This window comes from Rhodococcus sp. BUPNP1 (genome assembly GCF_002215235.1).
GTDB lineage: Bacteria > Actinomycetota > Actinomycetes > Mycobacteriales > Mycobacteriaceae > Rhodococcus.
Window position 1 is genome coordinate 109180 of sequence record NZ_NERM01000012.1, and the last position, 15130, is coordinate 124309.

15 protein-coding genes are annotated in these 15130 nt (G+C 67.6%); 10 read left to right on the plus strand and 5 right to left on the minus strand.

Going from position 1 to position 15130, the window contains the following annotated elements; translation table 11 throughout:
* Positions 1-10 precede the first annotated feature (10 nt).
* On the minus strand, positions 11-1216 hold the full coding sequence (locus B9C99_RS14270) for a CaiB/BaiF CoA-transferase family protein (protein ID WP_088898324.1): 1206 nt from the start codon (positions 1214-1216) through the stop codon (positions 11-13).
* On the minus strand, positions 1213-2709 hold the full coding sequence (locus tag B9C99_RS14275) for an aldehyde dehydrogenase family protein (RefSeq protein WP_088898325.1): 1497 nt from the start codon (positions 2707-2709) through the stop codon (positions 1213-1215). The genes B9C99_RS14270 and B9C99_RS14275 overlap by 4 nt, the downstream gene beginning before the upstream one ends.
* A gap of 210 nt (positions 2710-2919) precedes the next feature.
* Here B9C99_RS14275 and B9C99_RS14280 point away from each other — a divergent pair, with 210 nt between their 5' ends.
* From B9C99_RS14280 to B9C99_RS14325, 10 genes are all read left to right on the plus strand, one after another.
* Positions 2920-3729, plus strand: a complete 810-nt coding sequence (locus tag B9C99_RS14280; RefSeq protein WP_059384060.1) for a TauD/TfdA family dioxygenase — start codon at positions 2920-2922, stop codon at positions 3727-3729.
* Positions 3726-4430 carry an SDR family NAD(P)-dependent oxidoreductase gene (locus B9C99_RS14285; protein ID WP_088898326.1) on the plus strand — a complete coding sequence of 235 codons (705 nt, stop codon included), beginning with the start codon at positions 3726-3728 and terminating at the stop codon, positions 4428-4430. Before B9C99_RS14280 ends, B9C99_RS14285 begins: the two co-directional genes overlap by 4 nt.
* 41 nt (positions 4431-4471) lie before the next feature.
* Entirely contained in the window at positions 4472-5332 is an 861-nt protein-coding gene (locus tag B9C99_RS14290; RefSeq protein WP_088898327.1) for a mycofactocin-coupled SDR family oxidoreductase, read from the plus strand.
* Positions 5333-5414: 82 nt separating this feature from the next.
* Positions 5415-5606, plus strand: coding sequence for a ferredoxin (locus B9C99_RS14295; protein ID WP_088898328.1), 192 nt, complete (start codon positions 5415-5417; stop codon positions 5604-5606).
* Positions 5607-5653: 47 nt separating this feature from the next.
* Positions 5654-7000, plus strand: coding sequence for a cytochrome P450 (locus B9C99_RS14300; protein WP_088898329.1), 1347 nt, complete (start codon positions 5654-5656; stop codon positions 6998-7000).
* Positions 7001-7029: 29 nt separating this feature from the next.
* Positions 7030-8715, plus strand: a complete 1686-nt coding sequence (locus tag B9C99_RS14305) for an OB-fold domain-containing protein (RefSeq protein ID WP_088898330.1) — start codon at positions 7030-7032, stop codon at positions 8713-8715.
* A complete protein-coding gene (locus B9C99_RS14310) occupies positions 8712-9641 on the plus strand; it encodes an alpha/beta hydrolase (RefSeq protein ID WP_088898331.1) in 930 nt (309 codons plus the stop codon). Before B9C99_RS14305 ends, B9C99_RS14310 begins: the two co-directional genes overlap by 4 nt.
* A gap of 28 nt (positions 9642-9669) precedes the next feature.
* Positions 9670-10488 carry an NAD(P)-dependent oxidoreductase gene (locus B9C99_RS14315; RefSeq protein WP_088898332.1) on the plus strand — a complete coding sequence of 273 codons (819 nt, stop codon included), beginning with the start codon at positions 9670-9672 and terminating at the stop codon, positions 10486-10488.
* A complete protein-coding gene (locus B9C99_RS14320; RefSeq protein ID WP_088898333.1) occupies positions 10485-11282 on the plus strand; it encodes an NAD(P)-dependent oxidoreductase in 798 nt (265 codons plus the stop codon). The genes B9C99_RS14315 and B9C99_RS14320 overlap by 4 nt, the downstream gene beginning before the upstream one ends.
* 184 nt (positions 11283-11466) lie before the next feature.
* Positions 11467-12228, plus strand: a complete 762-nt coding sequence (locus B9C99_RS14325; RefSeq protein WP_088898334.1) for an SDR family NAD(P)-dependent oxidoreductase — start codon at positions 11467-11469, stop codon at positions 12226-12228.
* 80 nt (positions 12229-12308) lie between these two features.
* Here B9C99_RS14325 and B9C99_RS14330 read toward each other — a convergent pair whose 3' ends face one another.
* From B9C99_RS14330 to B9C99_RS14340, 3 genes are read right to left on the minus strand one after another with little or no spacing between them, the layout of a single operon-like run.
* Positions 12309-13232 carry an NAD(P)-dependent oxidoreductase gene (locus tag B9C99_RS14330; protein ID WP_172414958.1) on the minus strand — a complete coding sequence of 308 codons (924 nt, stop codon included), beginning with the start codon at positions 13230-13232 and terminating at the stop codon, positions 12309-12311.
* On the minus strand, positions 13229-13684 hold the full coding sequence (locus B9C99_RS14335) for a carboxymuconolactone decarboxylase family protein (protein WP_088898336.1): 456 nt from the start codon (positions 13682-13684) through the stop codon (positions 13229-13231). The genes B9C99_RS14330 and B9C99_RS14335 overlap by 4 nt, the downstream gene beginning before the upstream one ends.
* 10 nt (positions 13685-13694) lie before the next feature.
* Positions 13695-15128 (minus strand): aldehyde dehydrogenase family protein, encoded by a 1434-nt coding sequence (locus B9C99_RS14340; RefSeq protein WP_172414959.1) that lies wholly within the window; start codon positions 15126-15128, stop codon positions 13695-13697.
* Between the last annotated feature and the right edge of the window lie 2 nt (positions 15129-15130).

The window sequence follows — 15130 nt, forward strand, 5'->3', positions numbered from 1 at the left end:
CAGCCCCCGACTAGGTGACTGCGCCCGCTGTCTTGAGCTCGATGATGCGCTCCCAGTCCAGACCGAGCTCCTGCAGGATCTCCTCGGTCTGGGCGGCGAACTCGGGTGCCGGTCCGGTCTGCGGCGGCGTCACGTCGAACTGCACCGGATTGGCGACGAGCTCGAGTTCCCCTGCCTTGACCAGATATTCGTTGTCGCGGACCTGCGGGTCGCTCACGACCTGCAGCGAGTCCTGGACCGGTGCCCACGGCCCGGCGAGCGTGCCGAACCGCTGGACCCATTCCGCGAGCGGGCGGCTGCCGATGACCTCGCGCAGGATCTCGACGGCCTCGACGGTGTTCGCAGCGATCGACTGTGCGTCCGCGAAACGCGGATCGTCGATGAGGTCGGTGCGGTCGATGTGCGTGCACACATCGGCCCAGAACCTCGCCGGCTGCAGCATCACGAACGAGATGTAGCGTCCGTCCGCGGTGCCGTAGACACCCGAGAGCGGGTTCGTCGGGGCGCCGTGGCCACCGGCCTTCGGCGCTTCCATGTGCTGCCCGAGATGCGCGGACAGTGCGATGGTGTGGCCCATCGCCCACACCCCGCTGCTGAGCAGCGAGACGTCGACCACCGAGGGTTCGCCCGTGCGTTCACGCTTGAACAACGCCGCCGCGATACCGCCGGCGAGGTTCGTGCCCGAGATCGTGTCGCCGAAGGCGGGTCCGGGAGGTGCGATCATCCCCTCGATGCCGGGCGGGGTGAGCGTCGCGGCGACACCGGCGCGCGCCCAGAAGGCCGTCATGTCGTATCCGCCCTTGCCGGACTCGACGCCGCGCGGGCCGAGCGCACTCCCCCGCGCGTAGACGATCTTCGGGTTGACCGCACGGATGTCGTCGACGTCGATCTGCAGCTTGGTCCGCACCTTGGGCAGGAAACTGGTGAGGAAGACGTCGGCGGTGCGCACGAGCTCGAGCAGCACCTCACGGCCCTCGGGAATCGAGATGTCCAGGCCGAGGCTGCGCTTGCCGCGATTGGCGTGCTCGACATTCGGATTCGGATCACCTTCGACACGAAGGGTTCCCGTCTGCCGCAGACCCCGCTGCGGGTCGCCCGTCACCGCGTGCTCGATCTTGACGACGTCGGCGCCCCACTCCGCGAGCACCGCACCCGCAGAGGGAACGAAACCGTACATCGCGACCTCGACGACGCGGACGCCGTCGAGTGGCTTCACGACGTCACCACCTTCGAGAACGCCTTGAGCTGCTGGAACTCCTCGAGTCCGGCCCTGCCCATCTCACGGCCGATGCCGGACTGCTTGTAACCGCCGAACGGGACGTCGGGGCTGAAGTAGTTGCCGCCGTTGACGGAGAAGGTGCCGGTGCGGATCCGGCGTCCGATCGCGATGCCGCGCTCCTCGTCGGCGGTGAGCACACCACCGGACAGGCCGTACTTGGAGTTGTTGGCGATCCGCACGGCATCGTCGTCGCCGTCGAACGGGATGACGGCGAGGACCGGTCCGAAGACCTCCTCCTGTGCGATCTCGCTGTCGGGGTCGACGTTCGCGAGCAGGGTGGGCTTGTAGAACCAGCCCGGATCGACCTTCTCGCCACCGGTGACGAGGGTCGCGCCGTCGGCCACGGCGCGCTCGACCATGCCGTGGATCTTCTCGCGCTGCTTCTCGCTGATGACCGGGCCCATGTAGATCTTCGGGTTCGACGGATCGCCGTAGGGCACGTTCTGCATCATCCCGGCGACCTGCGCGACGATCTCGTCGTGCTTGTCGCGGGGGACGAGCAGACGCGTCGTCAGCGCGCATCCCTGTCCGGCGTGCGAGCAGATGCTGAAGGCGGCGAACTGTGCGGCGGTCGCGAAGTCGGCGTCCTCGAGCACGATGAGGGCCGACTTGCCTCCGAGCTCGAGGAAGACCTTCTTGAGCGAGTCGGCGGCGGCGGCCATGATCTTCTTGCCCACGGGGGTCGAACCGGTGAAGGTGACGACGTCGACGTCCGGATGGGTGGTCATGAGCTCGCCCGGTGCGACCTGCGACGACGAGATGATGTTGACGACACCGGCCGGGATGTCGGTGTGCTCGGCGATGATCTCGGCGAGCGCCTGGGTGACGAGCGGGGTGTCGGGTGCGCCCTTGAGCACCACCGTGCAGCCCGCGGCGAGCGCGGCCGGCAGCTTCGCCATGGCCAGCTGGGTCGGGTAGTTGTAGGCGACGATCGCGGCGACGACGCCGGCCGCTTCCTTCTCCACCCAGCGGCGGTGCGGCTGTCCGCGGAACTCGACGTCGCCGAGGTCCTCCGTGAACTCGGTGTTCCGCAGCAGGTCGGCGTAGTACTTCACGATCTCGAGCGGCGCGTCGACCTGGTTGCCGTGGGTGAGGATGCGCGGGGCGCCGACCTCGGCGATCGTCAGCTCGCGCAGTTCCTCGACGTTGTCGCGCAGGGCCTTGTAGAGCTGGTCGAGGCACTTGATCCGGAACTCGACGTCGGTGGACCAGGTGGTCGTGTCGAATGCGCGTCGCGCTGCACGGATGGCGGCTTCCGCCTCCTCGACACCCGCATCGGGGGCGTAACCCACCAGTTCACCGGTCGCCGGATTGTAGGAAGCGAAGGTGCGCTCGGTGGTGGTGAGCTTCCCGTCGATCAGCAGCCGTTTCGCCACTTCGGTGGTCGCGGCGTCGGCCACCGCGGTGGCTCCGTTCTCCTGCACTGACATCCCATCTCCTCGCATCGTGTGGAAATCACATTCTCAGATCAGAGAATTAATCTGTCCGACTTTCGAGAACTTTAGCAAGGAGCAGTCCGGCAGGATAGCCCCGTGAGTGACCCGCGCCACGCGACAGCGGCCCGCATGGGCGAATTCTCCGGGTCTTGCGGCTCCCAATTGCGCGAGAGTATTGTTCTCGCAACCGGAAGGGAGATTCTTGTGATCAGCACTACAGCCCTCAGCCCGTCACTCGGTGTGGAAGTCACCGGCCTGGACAGCCTCGACGACGAGCGTGTGGTCGCCCAGCTGCTCGAGGCACTCAAATGGCGTGGCGTACTTCTCGTGCGCGGTATCCACCTCGACGACGAGGCCCAGGTCGCCTTCAGTCGCAAGCTCGGCAAGGTCGTCATGCCTGTCCCGGGCGAAGAGATCTTCACCGTCTCGCTCGACCCTGCCAAGACGCCGACGGCCGAATACCTCAAGGGCACGTTCCACTGGCACATCGACGACACCACCAACGAGGTGCCGGCGAAGGCCACCACACTCACCGCCCGCCACGTCGCAATGGTCGGTGGCGGAACGGAGTTCGCCAGCACCTACGCCGCCTACGAGAATCTTCCCGACCACGAGAAGAAGCGGTACGAAGGCCTGCGCGTCGTCCACAGCTTCGAGGCCGCCCAGCGTCTGGTCTACCCCGACCCCACCGAGGAGCAGGTCGCACGCTGGCGTGCGCTGCCGCCCCGCGAGTCCTCCCTCGTCTGGGAGCGCCGCGACGGACGACGCTCCCTCGTCATCGGCGCCACGGCCGATCACATCGTCGGCATGCGCCCCGAGGAGAGCCGCGAACTCCTCGACGAGCTGCTCGCGTGGACCACACAGGAACGCTTCTGTTACTCCCACGAATGGCAGGTCGGCGACCTCGTCGTCTGGGACAACACCGGCATGCTGCACCGGGCACTGCCCTACGACCCGTCGTCCGAGCGCCTCATGCGCCGCACCACGATCGTCGGTGACGAACCGTGGCAGTGAAGACAGCGGTCGTCACGGGCGGAAGCTCCGGAATCGGCAAGGCAATCGCCGAACGCCTGCGCAAGGACGGCCACCAGGTCGCGGTGCTCGATCTCAACCCCTCCGGTGAGGAGCTCGAGTACAAGGTCGACGTCTCCGACCGCGCACAGGTCGACGACGCCTTCACCCGGATCCGCGAGCAGCTCGGCCCCGTCACGATTCTCGTCAACGGCGCGGGTCTCGAGCTCTACAAGCGCTTCCACAACATCGACTACGCGACCTGGCAGAAGGTTGTCGACGTCAACCTCGGCGGCGTCTTCCACTGCGTGCAGGCCGCCCTGCCCGACATGCTCGAGGCCGGCTGGGGACGCATCGTCAACATCTCGTCGTCGAGCGCGCAGTCGGGTCAGCAGTTCATGACCGCCTACGTCTCGTCCAAGGCCGGCGTCAACGGACTCACCAAATCACTTGCGCTGGAATACGGTCCGTCCGGCATCACCGTCAACGCCGTACCGCCGGGCTTCGTCGAGACCCCCATGCTGCACCGCTCCGCCGAGAAGGGTCTGCTCGGCGGCACCATCGACGAACACATCCAGCGCACCCCGGTCCGCCGCGTCGGGCAGCCCGAGGACATCGCCGCCGCGTGTTCCTTCCTGATCTCCGAAGAAGCCGGATACATCACCGGTCAGATCCTCGGGGTCAACGGTGGGCGCAACACCTGAGACATCCCCATCTGCCGAACCCGAACCGAAAGGACAATCCAGTGGGACGTGTAGAAGGCAAGGTCGCTTTCATCACCGGTGCAGCCCGCGGTCAGGGCCGCAGCCACGCGGTCAAGCTCGCCTCCGAAGGTGCCGACATCATCGCGGTCGACATCTGCAAGAACATCGACTCCATGGGCTACGCGATGGCGACGCCCGAGGACCTCGAGGAAACGGTGCGCCTGGTCGAGAAGGAAGGCCGACGCATCGTCGCCATCGAGGCCGACGTGCGCGACGCCGCGCAGATGAACGCCGCCGTGGAACAGGGCATCGCCGAGCTCGGCAAGCTCGACATCGTCGTCGCCCAGGCCGGTGTCGCCGGCATGAAGGGCGAACCCCAGACCCAGGCGTGGACCGACGTGGTCAACACCAATCTCGTCGGCACCATGAACGCCGTACAGGCCGCGCTTCCGCACCTGTCCGAAGGCGCATCGATCATCGCGACCGGCTCCACCGCCGCACTCATGGACGTCTCGAAGGTCGACCAGCCCGGCAAGGACCTCGGCGGCGTCGCCTACGTGTTCTCCAAGCGCGCACTGGCACAGTACATCCACACCCTCGCTACACATCTGGCTCCGCGTGGTATCCGCGCCAACACACTGCACCCCACCAACTGCAATACCGACATGTTGCAGAGCGAACCGATGTACCGGTCCTTCCGTCCCGACCTCGACAAGCCCACCCGGCAGGATGCAGAGCCCGCTTTCGGTGTGCAGCAGGCGATGTCGATTCCGTATATCGAACCCGAGGATTCGAGCAACATGGTGCTCTTCCTCGCCTCCGACGAGTCGCGCTACGTCACCGGCATGCAGATGCGCGTCGACGGCGGCGGCTATCTCAAGTGGTACGACTTCCATATCTGACCGTCCCGTCGCGGACGGGCCCGGCGTATGCGAGGACGTTTACAGCCCGAACAAACTCACACCCTCTACCGGGAGGAACATCGTGAAGGTGAAAGTCGACCCCGAGCGCTGCCAGGGCCACACCCTGTGCGCCATGGCAGCACCGGACGTCTTCGAACTCAGTGACATCGACGGGCACGCCACCGCCGTCGTCGAAGACGTTCCCGCCCATCTGGAGGAGGCCGTGCGCGAAGCCGCCCGGTCCTGCCCTGAGCAGGCCATTCAGATCTCCTGACCACCAACGTTTCGACAGCCCCGATCGAAGCGTCAGAGAGGACAGTCATGAGCGTCGACGACGTCGTTGCCGACACATCCCACCGCACTCCGGTCTACCAGTTCGACCGGCACGCACCCGACTACCGCGACAACTTCCTTCCGATCACGGAAGAGATGCAGTCGAAATGCCCGATGGCCTGGTCGGACACCCACGGCGGCCACTGGGTCGCCGCGGGCAGCGACGAGGTGTTCAACCTCGTCCGATCCCCGAACGTCTCCAACGACCACGACATCAAAGGTGTCCGAAAAGGCTACAAGGGCATCATGATTCCGACAGCCGAACGCGCTTCCGGCGTGCGCGGCGGAATCCTGGAGATGGACGACCCCGAGCATCGGGAGTTCCGCGCCCTGCTCAACCCCTACCTCTCCCCCGCGGCGATCAAGAAGTGGATCCCCGTCATCGACGAGGTCGTGCGTGCGAGCCTCGACGAGAAGATCGAGAGCGGACGGATCGACTTCGTCGACGATCTCGCGAACATCGTGCCGGCCGTCATCACCCTCGCCATGCTCGGTGTCCCCATCAAGAAGTGGGAGGTGTACTGCGAGCCGGTCCACGCCGCGATCTACACCCCGCCGGACTCCCCGGACATCGCCCGCGTCGGCGAACTGCACCGCAACATGGGCATCGACCTGATCACGAACCTGTTCGAGATCCGCGAGAAGCCCCGCCCCGGCCTGATCAACGCGATCGCCGACGTCGAGGTGCTCGGTGAGAAGCCCGACGACATGGAGCTTCTCGGCATCCTGAGCCTGCTGATCGGTGGCGGCTTCGACACCACCACGGCGCTGACCTCGCACGCACTCGAGTGGCTGAGCCAGAACCCCGGCGAGCGCGAGCGTCTCAGCCGGGAACGCGACAGCCTGCTCGACAGCGCCACCGAGGAGTTCCTGCGGTACTTCACCCCGTCGCCGGGCGACGGTCGCACGTTCTCCGCCGACTGCGAGTTCAAGGGGACGCAGTTCAAGGAGGGTGAGCGTCTGTGGCTGTCGTGGGCGATGGCCAACCGCGACCCGGCACTGTTCGACGATCCGAACTCGATCGATATGGAGCGAAAGGGTAACCGCCACTTCAGCTTCGGCCTGGGAGTTCACCGGTGCATCGGCTCGAACCTGGCACGTACCGTGTTCAAGCGCATGCTCCTCGCCGTGCTCGACCGGATGCCCGACTACACGTGCGATCCGGAGACGACGGTGCACTACGACTCCATCGGCGTCATCCAGGGCATGCGGCATCTCCCGGCGACGTTCACACCGGGCAAGCGCCTCGGCGCCGGCCTCGACGAGACGCTCGAGAAGTTGCAGGCAATCATCGACGAGCAGGAGCTCGCCGCTCCGATCACGGCACAGAAGTAAGGAAACCGGCACAATTGGCTAACTCGACGGTGGTCGATCGTGAAAACCGGGACGGGGCGACGAAGAGATCCGGACGTCCCCTGCCCCAGCTGACGCCTCAGAACAAGTTCTTCTGGAAATCCGGTGAAGACGGCCGGTTGCGGATCCGCGAATGCGAGTCGTGCTCGGCTCTCATCCATCCTCCGCAACCGATCTGCCGTTACTGCCGGGGTCGGCAGATGGGAGTGCGCGTCGTCTCCGGCTTCGCGACACTCATCGGGTTCACGGTCAACCACCGTTTCGGGTTGCCCGGCCTTCCTCCTCCGTTCGTCATCGCGCAGGTCGCACTCGAGGACGATCCTCGGGTGCACCTGACGACGAACGCGATCGAATGCGAGCCCGACGAGCTCGTACTGGGCATGCGCATGGAGGTCGTCTTCCACCAGGACGGCGACGTGTGGCTTCCGCTCTTCCGTCCGACGGCGGAGCAGGGAGAGCCTGCCCCGCTGCCGGTGGACGAGATCGAACCCGAACAGATCCGCTTCCATATCCGCCCGCCCGCGACGCAGGACAAGTTCGAGGACAAGGTCGCGATCACCGGTATCGGCGCGTCCGACCTGGGTCGCAGGTTGATGGTCGACCCCATCGAACTGACCGTGCAGGCATGCGAACGTGCCGTCGCCGATGCAGGGTTGACGCTCGACGACATCGACGGACTGTCCACCTACCCCGGGGCCGGCCCCGTCGTCGGTTTCGGCGAGGGCGGTATCGGTGCCGTCGAAGCCGCACTCGGCCTACGACCGACCTGGTTCAACGGTGGCCTCGAAACACCCGGCCCCAGTGGGTCGGTGATCGCTGCGATGCTCGCGGTTTCCGCCGGGCTCGCCCGCCACGTGCTCTGCTACCGCACGCTGTGGGAATCCACCTACGGCGAATACGTCAAGGCCGGCGACATCAGTCCGCCCGGCGGACGCACGCCCAGCTGGATGGTGCCTTTCGGCGGCACCTCCGCCGCCCACACTCTCGCGCAGAACGCGCAACGCTACTTCCATCGCTACGGCGCGAGTCGCGAAACCCTCGGCTGGATCGCACTGAATCAGCGGGCCAACGCCGCGATCAATCCCACCGCCATCTACCGCGACCCGATGACGATGGACGACTATCTTTCGGCACGTCTCGTCACCACTCCCTTCGGTCTCTACGACTGCGACGTGCCGTGCGACGGTGCGGTCGCCGTCATCGTTTCGGCCGTCGACACCGTCGCCGACCTCGCCAAGCCCGCCATTCGCGTCGAGGCGGTGGGAACGCAGATCGTCGAACGCATCGAATGGGACCAGAGCACCCTCACCCACGAACCGCAGGTCCTCGGCCCGGCCGCGCACCTGTGGACCCGCACGTCGCTGCGGCCGGAGGACGTCGACGTCGCCCAGCTCTACGACGGCTTCACCTTCAACGCCCTGTCGTGGATCGAGGCGCTCGGCTTCTGCAAGATCGGGGAAGCGAAGGACTTCCTCGACGGCGGGAAGAACATCGCACGCGACGGCATCCTCCCCCTCAACACCCACGGCGGCCAGCTCTCGCACGGACGCACTCACGGCATGGGTCTCGTACACGAAGCGGTCACGCAGCTGCGCGGCACGGCAGGAGACCGCCAAGTGCGCGACGCCCGCGTGGCCGTGGTCAGCAGTGGCGGGCTCACACCCGGCAGCGCGATGCTGCTGCGGAGCGACGCATGAGTACCGTCCGCACACAGTCCTCACCGATCGAGGAGGCTCACGTCGACGACGCGGGAGACGTCTCACCCGTAGCCCGCGTCGTCGATGTCGAGGGCATCCCGATGTCGGCGCTGGTCGCCGAGGCACCCGAACCGCGCGCCGTGATCGTGGCACTGCACGGCGGTGCCGCCCGCGCGGCCTACTGGGACTGTCCCGGTCATCCCGAACTGTCGATGATGCGCGAGGCCGTCACGTACGGTTTCACCGTGATCGCCCCGGATCGTCCCGGCTACGGCGAGTCGCGGCCGCACCGCGACGAGCTCGGCGACCCCGAGCGTCGCGTCGACCTGGCCTACCGCGCCGTCGACGCGCTGCTCGGCACGGCACCCCGTGGCGCCGGCCTGTTCCTGTGGGGGCACTCGGTCGGAAGCGAGCTGACGACGCGCATGGCCGTCGAGAACCGGCACGACGAGGTACTCGGCATCGAGCTGTCCGGCACGGGTCGCGAACACCACGCCCTCGCCGCAGGGATTCTCGGCACGCGCGAACGGTACGCGAACGCTCGCGGGGTCGGCGAACTGCTGTGGACACCCGCCGAGTTGTACCCGCCCGACATCGTCGGTGGCGCCGTGATCGCCGCACGCACACCCGACTACGAGGCCGACGTGACGGCCGGCTGGCCGACCGTCGACTTCCCCGCCCTCGCCGCGCAGGTCCGCGTGCCCGTGCACTTCACCGCCGCCGAGCACGAGAAGGTCTGGCGCAACGATCCGCATGCGCTCGAGGACGTCGCTGCGATGTTCACGGCGGCGCCGGGCGTGACCCTGCATCTCCATCCGGGCGGTGGACACAATCTCAGCATCGGTTTCGCCGGGCCGGCCTACCACCGGACGGTGTTCGCATTCGTCGACGAGTGCATCGCGCACCAGGAGGCACCGGCCCAATGACATCCCACCCCCGATCGGAGGCACTGTGATGCGTGTCGGATTCATCGGACTCGGAAGCCAGGGTGGGCCGATGGCCCGCCGGATCGTCGAGTCGGGATACGAGACGACGCTCTGGGCTCGCCGACCGGAGTCGCTTGCCCCCTATGCCGATACGGCGGCGAAGTACGCGGAGTCACCCGCCGAGCTCGGCGCGGTCAGCGACCTCGTCTGCCTGTGCGTGGTGAACGACGACGACGTGCGCCAGGTGATCACCGGTGAGAACGGTGTCCTCGAAGGCATGAACGAGGGCGGCATCATCGCGGTGCACAGCACCATTCATCCGGACACCTGCCGCGAACTCGCCGCGGCCGCACGCGAACGCGGCGTGTCGCTCGTCGACGCCCCGGTCAGCGGTGGCGGAATGGGCGCTGCCGCAGGCACTTTGCTCGTCATGGTCGGTGGTGAGAGCGACGTCGCGGAACGGTGCCGTCCGGTGTTCTCCACCTACGGCGATCCGGTGGTGCACCTCGGGGACATCGGAGCGGGCCTGGTCGCCAAGCTCCTCAACAACCTGTTGTTCACGGCGAACCTGGCGCTCGCCGAGAACACCCTGGCGCTCGGCGCGGAACTCGGCGTCGATCCCGCCCGCCTCGGTGAGGTCGTCTCCCACGGCTCGGCGAACAGCTTCGCGCTCGAACGCGTCGTGTCCGCCGGGGGCAGCCTCACCCGGATCGGCGGCCACGCCGGCGAGTTGTTGAAGAAGGACGTGAGCCTCGTGGCCGGTCTGGCCGCAGCGGCCGGGGCCACGGAGGGCATCACCTTCCCCACCGCCGATGCGAGCCTCGAGCAGATGGGACACCCGCGATGAGCCGCGTGCACTTCGTCGGCGCCGGACGTATGGGGCTGCCGATGGTCGAGCGTCTGGTGGCCGACGGACACGACGTGCACGTGCTCGCGCGGCACGACGACGCCCGGGCGGCCGTGGAGAAGACCGGCGCGACCGCGGTCGGCGACATCACCGCTGTCGGCACCGACGCCGAGCTCGTCGTCGTCTGCGTGTTCACCGACGAGCAGGTACGCCAGGTGTGCCTCGACGACGGCGTGCTGGAGCGTATGCCGAAGGGGTCGACCCTCGTCGTCCACACCACGATCAGCCCGCGCACCGTGGAGACCCTGGCCTCCGCGGCCGAGCCGTTCGGGGTCGCGGTGATCGACGCCGCCGTGAGCGGTGCCCCGCACGACATCGCCGCCGGTGCCCTGACGCTGTTCCTCGGTGGAGCGGACGAAGCCGTCGCTGCCGTGACGCCCGTGCTGAAGAGCTACGGCGATCCCGTCCTGCACGTCGGCGCGCCCGGCGGCGGACAGAAGGTGAAGCTGGTCAACAACGCCCTGTTCGCCGCCGAGATCGGTCTGCTCGCCGAAGCGGCCGAACTGGGCCGGCAGCTCGGGGTCGACGAGGCGGCGCTGTTCTCCGCCCTCCCCCACGGCAGTTCGTCGTGCAAGGTCATGGGGAACATCGCGATGCGCGGATCGGTGTCGGAATTCCGCAGTGCCGTGGGTGAATTCCTCACCAAGGACGTGGCGGTGGTGCGCGCCGCCGTGTCGGAGCTCGGAGGAGACCTCGGGGTCCTCGACACGGCCATCGACGCACACACCCGGTAGAGGCGGTCCGGCGAGGCGTCCCGGGTGGTGGTCCTGCTCCACTGCACGGGACGCCGTCCGCACCGTCGCCTCCCGCGTTTGCACACCGGTGCGGACAGATGCACCTGGTGTACACCGAGTTTCCGTCCCCCGGGATACGCAAACGCTCACCTCGGGGCATCCCGTCGAAGCGAAAGGGCATTCCATGGAAGGTCTGAAGGACAAGATCGTGCTGGTAGCCGGTGCCGCAACGGGTCTCGGCGCCGATTCCGCCCGCCGCCTCGCCCGCGAGGGTGCCCGGGTGGTCGTCGGCGACCTCAACCACGCCGGGGCACAGAGCACCGCCGCGTCCATCACGGAGACCGGCGGCACTGCCGTCGCGGTCGAGTTCGACATCTCGGACGACGACTCCGTGCGGGCGCTCGTCGCGAAGGCGGTCGAAATGTACGGCGGGCTCGACGCCGTCCACATCAATGCCGGCGACATGGGGGCCGTCACGAAGGACACCGACGTCGTCGACATCGACCTCGAGATCTGGGACCGCACGGTCGCTGTGAATCTGCGCGGCCACATGCTCGTCACCCGCCACAGTGTCCCGAAGCTGCTCGAGCGCGGTGGCGGCGCGATCGTCTACACCTCGTCCATCGCCTCGTTCACCGGCGACCCGCAACGTCCGGCCTATTCGGCGACGAAGGCGGGCATCAATGCGCTCGCACGGCACGTCGCGTCACGATGGGGCCGGGAGGGTATCCGGGCCAACGCGGTGACCCCGGGACTGATCCTCACCGACGAGATCCGGAACGGAGCGGCACCGGAACTGCTGGCCGGCATGCTCGCGCGCACGCGCAGCACCCGACTCGGTGAGGCCGCGGACATCTCGAGCATGGTCGCCTACCTGATGTCCGACGACGGCTCGTGGATCAACGGCCAGGTGGTCAACGTGGACGGTGGCACCGTGCTGCGGTAATCGGAGATCCGCGGCACGTGCGGACAGATACCCGCCTTCAGCAAAGGTGTATCTGTCCGCACGTCTCGCATGTCGGCGCTCTACGTGCCGTCCAGCGAGACCCCGTGGACCTGCTCGAGATGGCGCACCACCGCCATCTGGTCCACACCCGGCTCCAGTGCCTCGACGGCGGCGTTCCACACCTGCCCGATCGCTTCCCCGAGCACGGGACTGATCCCCTGGTCGTGGGCGAGGTCGAGTGCGATCCCGACGTCCTTGCGCATCAGCGCCGCCGCGAACCCCGAATCGAACGTGCGTGAGAGCACGAACTTCTCGTACTTCGTCTCGGTGGCCTGGTTGCGGCCGCTGCCGGCGTTGAAGACCGAGAGCAGGGTCGCCGGGTCGATCCCGAACTTCTTCCCCACCAGCAGGGCTTCTGCCGCGACGAGCACGTTGTTCGCCGCGAGGAGATTGTTCAGCGCCTTGGCTGCATGACCCGATCCGACGGGTCCGATCCGGATGATCTCGCTGCCCGTCTCCTGCAGCAGCGGAGTCACCCCGTCGACCACGGCGGCGTCGCCACCGGCCATCACGGCGAGGGTGCCCTGCTCGGCGCGCGCGACACCACCGCTCACGGGGGCGTCGACGAGGCGCACCCCCTTCTCCGCTGCGATCTCAGCGAGGCGTTGCGTGCGGGTCGGCACGCTCGAGCCCATGTCGACGATGACCGAACCCGGTCGCAGGTGTTGCAGCAGACCGCCCTCGGACAGCACGACGGAGTCGACGATGTCGCTCGTGGGCAGCATCAGGACGACGACATCGCAGTCGGCGAAGTCCTCGGTGCCACCGGCACCGACCGCGGTGGGGTGCTCGTCGACGAACTGCTGCTGGGCGGCGGGATCGGCGTCGCGCACGATCAGGCTCCGGCCGCCGCGGACGAAGTTCCGGGCGATGGGGCGTCCCATCGCGCCGAGACCGATATGGCCCACGGCCGCGAGGGTCACCGGCGCACTCCGGTCGCTCATGCGTCCTCCTCCGTCGTCTCGTCGGCCTGCAGCGGGCCGAGTTCCTCGACGAGGACCTGCTGCACGACGCTCATCGCGGCGATGCCCGCGGGGCATCCGACATACGCCGTCGCGTGGACGACCGTCTCGGAGATCTCCTTGCGCGACAATCCGTTCCGGATTCCGGTACGGACGTGGGTGGCGAGTTCGTTGTGCTGACCGAGGGCGATCAGGAGCGAGATGGTCACGAGCGACCGGTCGCGGCGTTCGAGACCCTCTCGGGTCCACACGCCGCCCCAGACGAATTCGCTGACGTACTCCTGCAGTCCCTCACCGTCGGTGCCGGCGTTGCGCGACAGCGCGGCGTCGACGTACTCGTCGCCGAGGACCTCGCGGCGTACCGCGAGCCCGGAGTCGAGGACCGTTCGGTGTGCCGCCTGCACGGTGTCGTCGAGCGCGACCTGTGTTGTCATCGTTGCCCTTTCACATCCGCGACGAATCGAGCTTGACGGTCACGCATTTGACCTGACCGTAGTGGTGCAGCGCCTCGACGCCCTTCTCGCGTCCGTAGCCACTGTTCTTCCATCCCCCGAAGGGGGTCTGCACGGAGCCGGTGGACCAGGTGTTGACGAACACCTGCCCGGTGCGCAGGCGCCCGCTCACGGCGAGTGCGCGGGAGACGTCGCGGGTCCACACCCCGGCGACGAGTCCGTATTCGGAGTCGTTCGCGATCTCCACCGCGTCGTCGGCGGTGTCGAAGGGGACGACGACGAGTACCGGTCCGAAGATCTCCTCCCGCGCGATCCGCATCGAGTTGTCCACCCCGGTGTAGACGGTGGGCTCGACGAAGAAGCCACCGGTCTCCTCGGCCACGGCGGAGACCTTTCCGCCCGTCTCGAGGCGCACACCCTCCGCCTCGACGATCCCGAAGTACTGCTGCACCTTCTCGAACTGGGCCCGGGTGATGATCGGACCGATGTCGACGCCGACGCGCAGTTCCGACACGCGGTCGACGACCCGTCGGACGACCTCGTCGTGCACCTCCCGCTGCACGAGCAGTCGCGTCCCGGCCGAGCACACCTGGCCGGCGTTGGCGGTGAACGCCTGCACCGCACCGGCCACGGCAGCATCGAGATCCGCATCGGCGAACACGATGTTCGCCGACTTGCCCCCGAGTTCGAGGGTGACGGGCACGATCCGGTCGGCGGCGATCCCGCCGATGACCCGCCCTGTCGGCACCGATCCGGTGAAGGCCACCTTGGCCACCTCGGGGTGGTGGACGAGAGCGGCACCGGCCTCCCCACCGGTGCCCAGCACGACGCCGAGGACGCCGGGTGGGAAGCCCACCGCACTCGCGAGTTCCGCGAGGCGCACGCTCGATGCCGAAGTGTTCTCGGACGGCTTGAGCACCACGGTGTTCCCCGCCGCGAGCGCCGGTGCGCACGCCCGCGCCGACTGGTTGAGCGGCAGGTTCCACGGAGTGACCACGCCGATCACCCCGTAGGGCTCCCGCACCGTGTAGACGTGCTGGTCGGGAGCGATGTCGAGGGTCTCCCCCACGGGCATGCCCACGAGACCGCCGTAGAACTCGAAGTAGGTCGCCGAGTTCTCCACCTCGGCCAGCGCGACCTTCTCGGGTTTCCCGGTCTCGCTGACCTCGAGTGCGGCGAGCCTCGGTGCGTCGGCCCGGATCGCGCGTGCGAGGTCGACGAGCAGACGGCCACGGTCGAGTGCGGGGATCCGCAACCACTGCGGTCCGGCTGCGGAGGCGGCGCGCACGGCCGCACCGACGTCGATGGCATTGCCCCGGGCGATACGCCGGACGGGACGTCCGGTCGCGGGATCGGTGACGTCGAGGTAGTCGCCGCCGGACGGTGCCGTCGATGCCCCGTCGATCCAATGATCGAGTGTCTCCACGA

What these genes read in the sequence shown, in the direction of transcription:
- B9C99_RS14315 (WP_088898332.1), top strand. Translation starts at nt 9,670, where the DNA reads ATGCGTGTCGGATTCATCGGACTCGGAAGCCAGGGTGGGCCGATGGCC.
- B9C99_RS14330 (WP_172414958.1), bottom strand. Translation starts at nt 13,232, where the DNA reads ATGAGCGACCGGAGTGCGCCGGTGACCCTCGCGGCCGTGGGCCATATC.
- B9C99_RS14335 (WP_088898336.1), bottom strand. Translation starts at nt 13,684, where the DNA reads ATGACAACACAGGTCGCGCTCGACGACACCGTGCAGGCGGCACACCGA.
- B9C99_RS14275 (WP_088898325.1), bottom strand. Translation starts at nt 2,709, where the DNA reads ATGTCAGTGCAGGAGAACGGAGCCACCGCGGTGGCCGACGCCGCGACC.
- B9C99_RS14320 (WP_088898333.1), top strand. Translation starts at nt 10,485, where the DNA reads ATGAGCCGCGTGCACTTCGTCGGCGCCGGACGTATGGGGCTGCCGATG.
- B9C99_RS14325 (WP_088898334.1), top strand. Translation starts at nt 11,467, where the DNA reads ATGGAAGGTCTGAAGGACAAGATCGTGCTGGTAGCCGGTGCCGCAACG.
- B9C99_RS14310 (WP_088898331.1), top strand. Translation starts at nt 8,712, where the DNA reads ATGAGTACCGTCCGCACACAGTCCTCACCGATCGAGGAGGCTCACGTC.
- B9C99_RS14300 (WP_088898329.1), top strand. Translation starts at nt 5,654, where the DNA reads ATGAGCGTCGACGACGTCGTTGCCGACACATCCCACCGCACTCCGGTC.